This is a genomic window from Streptomyces sp. ActVer, assembly GCF_027270795.1.
Taxonomy (GTDB): domain Bacteria; phylum Actinomycetota; class Actinomycetes; order Streptomycetales; family Streptomycetaceae; genus Streptomyces; species Streptomyces umbrinus_A.
In genome coordinates this window covers 1-9,083 of record NZ_JAPWHT010000418.1, presented here as the reverse complement: position 1 = coordinate 9,083, position 9,083 = coordinate 1, and the positions used below count along the sequence as shown (strand labels likewise).

Genomic DNA, 9,083 nt, shown 5'->3' with positions numbered 1-9,083 from the left:
AGTTCGTCGTCCAAACCCGGTGGGGCTGGGATCCGGAGACCGTGCGCAGGACCTCGCCGAACGGCGAGTAGGGAAGGTGTTGTCGAGCCGGATCCGCACCCGCGGCCCGCCCGCCGAGGTGTGCACCACGAGCCGCAGCGTCCGGTCCGTCCACGGCCCGACCGCCGTGTAGCCGGAGGCCGACGCGGCCCAACTGCCGGTCCAGCCACGGGAGTCGGCGCGCACCGAGAGCGCGAACACATGAAGGTCGGGGTTGCGCGGCAGCTCCACCGAGGCCACCTCGCGCCCCTGGACGAGCGGCACGGTCACGACGTACAGCCGTGCCTTCTCGGCGAGTTGGCCGCCGGGCGTGTCGATGTGCGGCAGGGCCACGGCCTTGGTGGCGAGCGGGCCGCCGCGCCAGTCGGACGCGGTCAGCCGGTACGAGGAGCGCGAGCCGTTCGTGTACCGCACCACCCCCGTGCCGCTCGCGGCGGCACATTGCTCCGCCTCCGGGGCGCTCCAGTCGGTGCCGGGACCACGACCGTCCTCAACCCTTCGGGCCTCCGCGCGCTCGTGGTCCCGGCACCGACGCGCCCCTGCGTCTCCGCGGTCGCCGCCCGTGCCCGCCACCAGGAAGGCGAGCGCGTCACCACGACCGCCGACCCGTACGGACTGGCCGTTGGCGCGTACGTTGTCGGGCTCGCCCGCGGCCCGGCGGGGCCAGGTCAGCCGGGCGCCCTGGACCGTCAACGAGCGCCCGGGCGTCCAGCCCGCGGCGGTCAGGTCCTGCGCCGACAGGGAGCGGCCCGAGCCGTCGAAGTCCGCCTCGCCTGGCCGCGCGTCGTCGCTGACGGCGGTGTTGTCGAAGTGCCGCTCCAGCGGCAGCGGCCGCTTCTTGGCGGGCGCTGAGGGCAACGCGGGCGCCTCGGACACCGCGGGCGACTCTGCCGTGGCGGCTGTCGCGGGAACCGTCACCGCCGCCGAGAGCAGAGCGAGAACGACGGCCGTACCCCAGACACGTCGGCGCACACCGACTCCTCCCACTTACGACTCACGGACCAACGGCTCACGAACCGTTCGGGCACGGTTCACGGACGAGGTGACAGGTGCACCGTGAAGCTAAAGAGGCGGCAGGGACTCGTCAATGATCCGGGCGCGAACTCGGCGCGAACTCCCTGGGAACAGGCGTTCCGCGTGCCCTGTGGTGCGCCGGGCGATAGGGATGACAGGCTGGGTGTATGAACATCCCTTTCCTGGGCAACTGGCGCAAGAAGCGGGGCCCTGCCGGAGGAGTCGCGGTCTTCTCCGACAGTGAGAGCGACCGCGAGGGGGTGGCCGAACTGCTCTCCGAGTGCGAACTGCTGCGCTCCCAGGCACATCAGGCAGGGGTCGAACTCGACGACTCCGCGGCCTCGTTGGAGGCGCTGGACCAACTCGTGCCGCGCTGGCGCGACGACGAGGAGAGCCTGCCCTGGCTGGGCAACGACGCCGGCCTCTATCTCGGCACGGTCATCGTGCGTACGGTCCCCGGTGCCGTCTGGGAGATCTGGCCGGGCGGTCAGCCGGTCGTACGACTGGCCTCCGGCCGTGAGTTCGACGTGGTCTCCATCGGGCACGAGTGGGCGGCCAGCGGTGCCCCCGAACTCTCGCAGCTGTACGCCGAGGTCGCGGAAGCGTAAGGCTCTGGCCCTGGCCGCCGCCTTAAATACGGCTAATGCCCGAAAAGTGCGTGTCGGGTACTAACTCCACTCTTGTGTGGATAGCTTGCGGGAATCGCGACACAGCTGAGAGTGGGTAGGGCTGAGGATGGCCGTCGATCCGTTGATCGAGCTGCGTGACGTCAACAAGTACTTCGGGGAGCTGCATGTCCTACAGGACATCAACCTCACCGTCGGCAAGGGGGAGGTGGTCGTGGTCATCGGCCCTTCGGGGTCGGGGAAGTCGACTCTGTGCAGGGCCATCAACAGGCTGGAGACGATCCGTTCCGGGGAGATCAGGCTCGACGGGAAGCTGCTGCCGGAGGAGGGCAAGGACCTCGCCACGCTCCGCGCCGAGGTCGGGATGGTCTTCCAGGCGTTCAACCTCTTCGCGCACAAGACGGTCCTGCAGAACGTCTCGCTCGGTCAGATCAAGGTCCGCGGCCGCAAGAAGGCCGAGGCCGACAAACGCTCGCTCGAACTCCTCGACCGCGTGGGCCTCGTCTCGCAGGCGCCCAAGTACCCCGCCCAGCTCTCCGGCGGCCAGCAGCAGCGCGTGGCCATCGCCCGCGCCCTCGCCATGGACCCCAAGGCGCTCCTCTTCGACGAGCCGACCTCGGCACTCGACCCGGAGATGATCAACGAGGTCCTGGAGGTCATGCAGCAACTCGCGCGCGAGGGCATGACCATGGTGGTCGTCACCCACGAGATGGGCTTCGCCCGTTCGGCCGCGAACCGCGTCGTCTTCATGTCCGACGGCCGCATCGTCGAGGACCGCACCCCCGAGGAGTTCTTCACCAACCCGCGCAGCGACCGCGCCAAGGACTTCCTCTCGAAGATCCTCAAGCACTGAGCGGGGGAGCGAGATCATGATCACATTTCCGCCGCCGCACTCGTTCCCGTCCCAACTCCACGTCCAGGGAACGGAGTTGATTCCGGTGCCCGGATCCGGTGCGAAGTCCCTCCGGGCCGACGGGCCGACCGGGCCGAACCTCGACTACGATATGCCGTTCACTGCCGTGGTGATGGGGACAGAGGCCGTGGACACCACCCCGGCCGAACCAGGGACGCTGCTGCCGGGCACGCGGTAGCGAGGGGCAATGGCCCGCCCGGCAGCAGCCGGAGATCACTGCTCGCGCAGCGGTACCGACACGTACGACTGGTCGGCCGCGGGCGAGGAGAAGGTCAGCTGCGCGCCGGTCGGGTTGTGCTCGATGTAGAGCGGGTCGACCGTGTCGACCACCAGGGCGAGTCGATGCCCTGCCGGGACGTCGTAGGCCGTGGAGAACAACTCCAGGTCGACGCCGAACGGCTTGCCGGGCGTCTGCCCGTGGAAGGTGTACGGCGCGTTGCTGACCAGCTTGCCGAGGCCGAGCGGGCCCACGTCGTAGAGGTACGCGACGAGGGTGCCGCTCTCCTTGGTACTCGTGAGAGTTGTGTGCAATTTCGTGGTGCCGCGCACCCGTTGGGCGCTCGCGTACCTCTCCGACTGCCAGACCGCGGCGTACCGACGGGGCAGCAGCGGGATCGACGCCACCGGCGGCAGCTGGGCGAGCTGGTCGAGGATGCTGGAGAGGAAGATGATCCCGCCGTCCGCGCCCGAGTTGACGTTCGCGCGGATCGTGGTGGACCCCGTGAGGGCGATCTTCTTGCGCGTCTCACCGACCGACTTCCAGTCCGGGTAGCCCTCGTAGCCGCCCGTGGAACGGGACTTGAGCCGGACCGGCTGCTCACGGTCGATGCCGTTGTCCACGCCCTTGAGGTAGTGGTCGAACCAGCGGCTCGTGTCCGTCCACACGTCGTTCGGGAGCCCGAACAGGCCGGTCACCTCGGCGGTGGCGTGGTCGCCCGGCCGGTACTCCAGCCGCTTCGGGCCGGTCAACTTCTCGTAGAACTTGGCGTATTGGTTGGGCGGGAAGATCGTGTCGCCCCAGCCGTTGGCGAGCAGGATCGCCGCGCCGTTCTTGTTGAGCTGGTCGACGTAGGTCGAGGGGGAACGTTTCTTCCCCCAGGCGATCAGCTCCTGCTCCTTGTCGAGGTTGGACGCGAAGAAGTCCTTGAAGATCTGCTGGAGTTCGGCGCTGGGGCGGCCGGTGATCTGGCCCGCGCCGTTGAGCAGGGCGGCGGCCTGGGAGTGCTGGGTGCGGCCCGAGTAGATCGAGTCGATGAGGTCGGCCCAGCCGCTGAGGGACGCGACAGCCTTGACGCGCTTGTCGTGCGCGGCGGCGAGCAGGCTGATGCCGGCGCCGTACGAGACGCCCGCCATGCCGATGTTCAGGGCGTCGGACGGGGTGTTGGCGAGGGCCCAGTCGATGACCTTCGACGCGTCGGCTATGTCCGGTGGACCTGCTACTTCTATCTCTCCGCCCGACTGCCAGAAGCCGCGGACGTTGTAACTGACCACGACATAGCCGGAGTCGGCGAGTTTCTGGGCCTGGGCGAGATACTCGACCTGGGGCAGGCCCCAGCTCGTGGGCAGCACGATGAGCGGGTAGGCGCGGGTGGCGTCGGCGTTCGCGGGCATGACGACATTGGCCTTGAGGACGGTGCCGCCGTCCCCGGTGATGTCGACGAACCGGACGGCGGCGGGCGCCGCCTGTGCGGCCGGGGCGAGCCCGAGAGCCGTGCCGGCGATCAGGGTCGCCGAGACGACACCTACGGCGGTGGTACGCAGAGCCTTGCGCGGATGTCCCACAGGTCACTCCTCACACGTGTAAGTGCCAAAGTGACCCGACGGTAACCTCGTTGCCTTACCGCAAGTAACCCGTGGGTAAGTTACGCACGAGTAACGATTGTTGAAATGTGCTGGAACCTAGGAGGCGCGGTGGGTGCTCCGTGCGGGAGTCGCAGGCAGTGGGGTCTGTGAGGCGCGAGTGACGTCCGCGACGAGCTCGACGACATCCGGCCCGTACGCCTGGGAGTTCACGACCTTCAGGAGGATCACGAAGGAGTTGTTGCCGTGCTTGCGGGCCAGCCGTTCGTGGTTGCGCGCCACATAGCGGGTCGCGGCCTGGTTGGTGATCGCGCGCTGGCCGCAGAAGAGGAAGACGGGCCGTGCCGTGTTGCCCGCCGTGAGCCGGGCGAGGATCACGTACTCGCCCTTGCCGGGCTCCAGCCGGTAGCGCTCGCTGCCTATCTGGAACGCGCCGCGGTCCGGGCCCGGTTCGGGGTCGACGTTGACGCGGATGCCCGGCAGCAGTGAATGGAGATGCGCGGCCATGCGCCGGTTCGACGACGGCCCGCCCACGCAGAACTCCGTGCGCTCCCCGAAGCCCTGCTGTGCCGCGTCGTGCGCGATGACCTGGGCGTGGGCGCCGCAGTCCTTGATCAGGGCGGAGAGTTCGAGCAGCGCGAAGACGTCATGGCGCATCACCGAGAGTTCCGCGCCGCCGGCCTCGCGATTGACCACCAGCAGCGACTCGGAGTTGTCGGGCAGGCCGAAGAAGGCCTGCTTGCGGCGCAGCTTGCGCTTCCACAGGTACGTACGGGCGAGCCAGCCCAGTGCGGCGCTGAGGCCGGCGGCGACCACGCCGAGGACGATGTTGCGCACGTCGTCATTCATGGGCGCGCATGCTAGCGGGCACCTGCACCGGTGTTCGAGAGGGACCTGACGCGGCCATGCCCAGGAGTTACGCTGCGCAGACGGTCGTTAACTGGAGGTACGGATGGGGCGCTCGGGCGCGCGGAGTCTGGCTGTGGTGGCGGTTTCGGCCGCGATGATGTCGGTGGGGGCGGCACCGCCCTCCTCAGGACCTTCCGGGGGCTCAGGTCCGGCCGAGAAGGTGCCGGTCGCCGTCGGGTACGGCGGGGCCGTCGCGAGCGTGGACGCGGACGCCTCGGCCGCCGGGATCGAGATCCTCCGCAAGGGCGGCAACGCGGTGGACGCGGCCGTCGCCACGGCGGCCGCGCTCGGCGTCACCGAGCCGTACTCGTCGGGCATCGGCGGCGGCGGTTACTTCGTCTACTACGACGCCAAGTCCCGTACGGTGCGGACGATCGACGGACGTGAGACGGCGCCCCTGACGGCCGACTCGGGGCTCTTCCTGGAGAACGGCCGGCCGATCCCGTTCGCCGACGCCGTGACCAGCGGTCTGGGCGTGGGCACGCCCGGGACGCCCGCCACCTGGCAGAGGGCGCTGGACAGCTGGGGCAGCAAGGGTCTCGGATCGCTGCTGAAGCCCGCGGAGCGGCTCGCGCGCGACGGGTTCACCGTCGACGCCACGTTCCGCTCGCAGACCGAGTCCAACGAGGCGCGGTTCCGGAACTTCCCCGACACGACCGAGCTGTTCCTGCCGGGCGGCTCGCTGCCGGTGGTCGGCTCGACGTTCAAGAACCCCGATCTGGCCCGTACGTACGAGGAGTTGGGCCGCAAGGGCGTGAGCGCGCTCTATCGCGGCAAGCTGGCCAAGGACATCGTCGACACGGTGAACAAGCCGCCGGTGGACCCGGCTTCGGGCTACAACGCGCGCCCCGGCGAACTGTCCCTGAAGGATCTGGCGAAGTACGAGGCGAAGCGGCAGGCGCCCACGAAGACCTCGTACCGCGGACTGGGCGTCTACTCGATCGCGCCCTCGTCCTCCGGTGGCACCACGGTCGGTGAGGCCCTCAACATCCTTGAGAACACCGACCTTTCGAAGGCCACGGACGTCCAGTACCTGCACCGCTACATCGAGGCGAGCCGGATCGCCTTCGCGGACCGGGGGCGCTGGGTGGGCGACCCCGCCTTCGAGGACGTACCGACGAAGGAACTCCTCTCGCAGAAGTACGCCGACTCGCGCGAGTGCCTCATCAAGGACGACGCGGTGCTGACCAGCCCGCTGGCGCCCGGCGATCCGCGCGACCCCGCGGCGTGCGCGGCCGGTGGCACGGCCGCACCGACGACGTACGAGGGCGAGAACACGACCCATCTGACGGCGGCCGACAAGTGGGGCAACGTCGTCGCGTACACCCTCACCATCGAGCAGACCGGCGGCAGCGGGATCACCGTCCCGGACCGGGGCTTCATCCTCAACAACGAGCTGACGGACTTCTCCTTCGCGCCGGCGAGCCCGGCCGTGCACGATCCGAACCTGCCGGGTCCTGGCAAGCGCCCGCGCTCGTCGATCTCGCCGACGATCGTCCTCGACGCCCACGCCAAGCCGGTGGTGGCGCTGGGCTCGCCCGGCGGCGCGACCATCGTCACGACCGTCCTGCAGACGCTGACCGGGTTCGTCGACCGGGGCCTCCCGCTCGTCGACGCGATCGCCGCCCCGCGCGCCAGCCAGCGCAACCAGACGACCACCGAGCTCGAACCGGGCCTGTGGAACAGCCCGTTGAGGGCCCGGTTGGAGTCTCTCGGCCACGGCTTCCGCCAGAACCCGGAGATCGGCGCGGCGACCGGTGTCCAGCGCCTGCCGAACGGCAAGTGGCTGGCGGCGGCCGAGACCGTACGCCGGGGCGGCGGCTCGGCGATGGTGGTGCGGCCGGAGCGGTAGGCCGCGGGCTGGCGGCAGGGCGCCGGCGGATGGTCAGCGGGCCGTGAGGATGCGCGGCCCCGCGTCCGTGATGGCCACCGTGTGTTCCGCGTGGGCCGCTCGGGTGCCGTCGTTCGTGCGGAGGGTCCAGCCGTCGGCGGCGGCGTGGTACTCGTCGGTGCCGCCGGCGATGAGCATGGGCTCGATGGCGAGGGCCATGCCGTGCCGGAGGGGCAGGCCGCGGCCGGGCCGCCCCTCGTTCGGCACGGGCGGGTCCTCGTGCATACGGCGGCCTATCCCGTGGCCGCCGAAGCCGTCCGGGATGCCGTACCCCGCCTCGCGGCACACCGTGCCGATCGCGTGCGCGATGTCGCCGATGCGGTTGCCGACGACGGCCGCCTCGATGCCCGCGGCGAGGGCCCGCTCGGCGGTCTCGACGAGGTGCAGGTCGGCGGGGCGGGGTGTGCCGACCACGAAGCTGATCGCCGAGTCGCCCACCCAGCCGCCGAGCTCGGCGCCGAAGTCGATCGAGACCAGGTCGCCGTCGCGCAGCCGGTAGCCGGTCGGGATGCCGTGCACGATCGCGTCGTTCACGGAGGCGCAGATGACGGCCGGGAAGGGCACGGGAGCGAAGGAGGGCCGGTAGCCGAGGAAGGGGGAGCCCGCGCCCGCGTCCCGCAGGACCTGGTGCGCGACCTCGTCCAGCTCCAGGAGCGAGACGCCCACTCCGGCGGCCTCCTGCACCGCCGTGAGGGCCCGGGCCACGACCTGGCCCGCTTCGTACATCGCGTCGACAGACGTGTCCGTCTTCAGTTCCACCATGCCAATTACTATACCGGTCGGGGCGTGGGCGCCGGCCTCCGCCCTCCTATTCAAATAACGGTCGCCGGTATTAGGGTGGGCGCATGGTGCGAACCCCGCTGACCCCCGAAGAGCATGAACGCGGCGAGCGGCTCGGCAAGCTGCTGCGTGAGGCCCGCGGAGGCCGCAGCATGGTGGAGATCGCCGCGAGTGCGGGCATCTCGGCCGAGACCCTCCGCAAGATCGAGACCGGCCGCGCGCCGACCCCCGCCTTCTTCACGGTGGCGGCGCTGGCGCGGGTGCTGGGCCTCTCGATGGACGAGATCGCGGGCAGCTGTGCGCTGGCCCCGGCGTGACGCGCGGATGACACCCCGTCAAGTCCGGGGCGCCTCACGTCACGTTCCGGGTCAGTAACCGCACTCTGCGTCCGGGTCGAAAACTCGTTGTAGCCATTCCGTAACACGAACGGTGTTTTCTATCGAACCGGAGTACTCCAGTCTGGCGTGGGGTGAAGGCAATGGCGGTGGAACAACTCCCGGGCCAGGTGCGGGAGTTCGCGCAATATCTCAATGGCCTGCTGTCCCGGCTCGACCAGGGCGGGGGCTGGTGCGGCGTGTTCTGGCAGCGCGACCCCGAGGGGATGCGGGCCTGTCTGGACGGCACTGAGGTACCGCCCTGGGACGTCATGCAGGCGCTCCTCCAGGATGTCGCCGCGGAGTTCGGCGACCGTGCCGCCGCCCAGGAGTCCGACCGGGCGCGGGCGCTGCACGGCGCGTCCCTCGCCGCGTACGACGGGCGGCCCGGTGGCCGCGACGCCCTCGGCGACCGCCTCGACGTCATGCTCCGCGAACAGCGCTACGCCGCCGAACGGCTCTCGGAACTCGGCCGCTCACTGCGTACGGCCACCGGCCCGGAAGAGGCCGAGTCCTACCGCATCGACCTGGCCTGGGCCCGCGACGACCACGACCGTGCGACCGCCCGCTGTGCCGAACTCCGGTCCCGCATGGATGAGTTGGACCGGCGCGCGGTCGGCGGCCGGGCGCAGGGAGCGCTGACCATCCCGCCCGGCGAGATCGGCACCGACGTCTTCTGGGACGAGGGGCCCCGGTCCGACCGGAGCGCCGGCGGGAGCGTCGGGCCGTCCACGGGG

General features: G+C 70.2%; 8 protein-coding genes and 2 pseudogenes. 6 read left to right on the top strand and 4 right to left on the bottom strand.

Annotated elements, in window-relative coordinates; genetic code table 11:
- Positions 1–1,011, bottom strand: a pseudogene (locus O3Q52_RS42255) (hypothetical protein); the annotation flags it as partial.
- Between the two features lie 209 nt (positions 1,012–1,220).
- Between O3Q52_RS42255 and O3Q52_RS42250 the strand changes: the two are divergent.
- The 3 genes from O3Q52_RS42250 to O3Q52_RS42240 all read left to right on the top strand — a co-directional run bounded on the left by O3Q52_RS42250 (position 1,221) and on the right by O3Q52_RS42240 (position 2,770).
- Positions 1,221–1,661, top strand: a complete 441-nt coding sequence (locus tag O3Q52_RS42250; protein ID WP_269653850.1) for a DUF6278 family protein — start codon at positions 1,221–1,223, stop codon at positions 1,659–1,661.
- A 127-nt stretch (positions 1,662–1,788) separates the two neighbouring features.
- On the top strand, positions 1,789–2,532 hold the full coding sequence (locus O3Q52_RS42245) for an amino acid ABC transporter ATP-binding protein (protein ID WP_269653849.1): 744 nt from the start codon (positions 1,789–1,791) through the stop codon (positions 2,530–2,532).
- Between the two features lie 16 nt (positions 2,533–2,548).
- Positions 2,549–2,770 (top strand): hypothetical protein, encoded by a 222-nt coding sequence (locus O3Q52_RS42240; protein WP_269653848.1) that lies wholly within the window; start codon positions 2,549–2,551, stop codon positions 2,768–2,770.
- Between the two features lie 35 nt (positions 2,771–2,805).
- Here the strand turns inward: O3Q52_RS42240 and O3Q52_RS42235 are convergent, their stop codons facing one another.
- Both O3Q52_RS42235 and O3Q52_RS42230 read right to left on the bottom strand, forming a co-directional pair.
- Positions 2,806–4,374: a CocE/NonD family hydrolase gene (locus tag O3Q52_RS42235; protein ID WP_269653847.1), complete on the bottom strand. Its 1,569-nt coding sequence runs from the start codon at positions 4,372–4,374 to the stop codon at positions 2,806–2,808.
- Between the two features lie 117 nt (positions 4,375–4,491).
- The gene (locus O3Q52_RS42230; RefSeq protein ID WP_269653846.1) at positions 4,492–5,241 is read right to left on the bottom strand and encodes a hypothetical protein; all 750 of its coding nucleotides are present in this window, start codon (positions 5,239–5,241) and stop codon (positions 4,492–4,494) included.
- Positions 5,242–5,344: 103 nt separating this feature from the next.
- Here O3Q52_RS42230 and ggt point away from each other — a divergent pair, with 103 nt between their 5' ends.
- Complete coding sequence (gene ggt / locus O3Q52_RS42225) at positions 5,345–7,153, top strand: gamma-glutamyltransferase (protein WP_269653845.1); 1,809 nt, start codon at positions 5,345–5,347, stop codon at positions 7,151–7,153.
- Positions 7,154–7,186: 33 nt separating this feature from the next.
- Here the strand turns inward: ggt and map are convergent, their stop codons facing one another.
- Positions 7,187–7,954: a type I methionyl aminopeptidase gene (map, locus tag O3Q52_RS42220; RefSeq protein WP_269653844.1), complete on the bottom strand. Its 768-nt coding sequence runs from the start codon at positions 7,952–7,954 to the stop codon at positions 7,187–7,189.
- 83 nt (positions 7,955–8,037) lie between these two features.
- On the opposite strand from map, the gene O3Q52_RS42215 reads away from it, so the two are divergent.
- Both O3Q52_RS42215 and O3Q52_RS42210 read left to right on the top strand, forming a co-directional pair.
- Positions 8,038–8,289 (top strand): helix-turn-helix domain-containing protein, encoded by a 252-nt coding sequence (locus O3Q52_RS42215; protein WP_143641016.1) that lies wholly within the window; start codon positions 8,038–8,040, stop codon positions 8,287–8,289.
- 161 nt (positions 8,290–8,450) lie between these two features.
- Positions 8,451–9,083: pseudogene (locus O3Q52_RS42210) on the top strand (hypothetical protein); the annotation flags it as partial.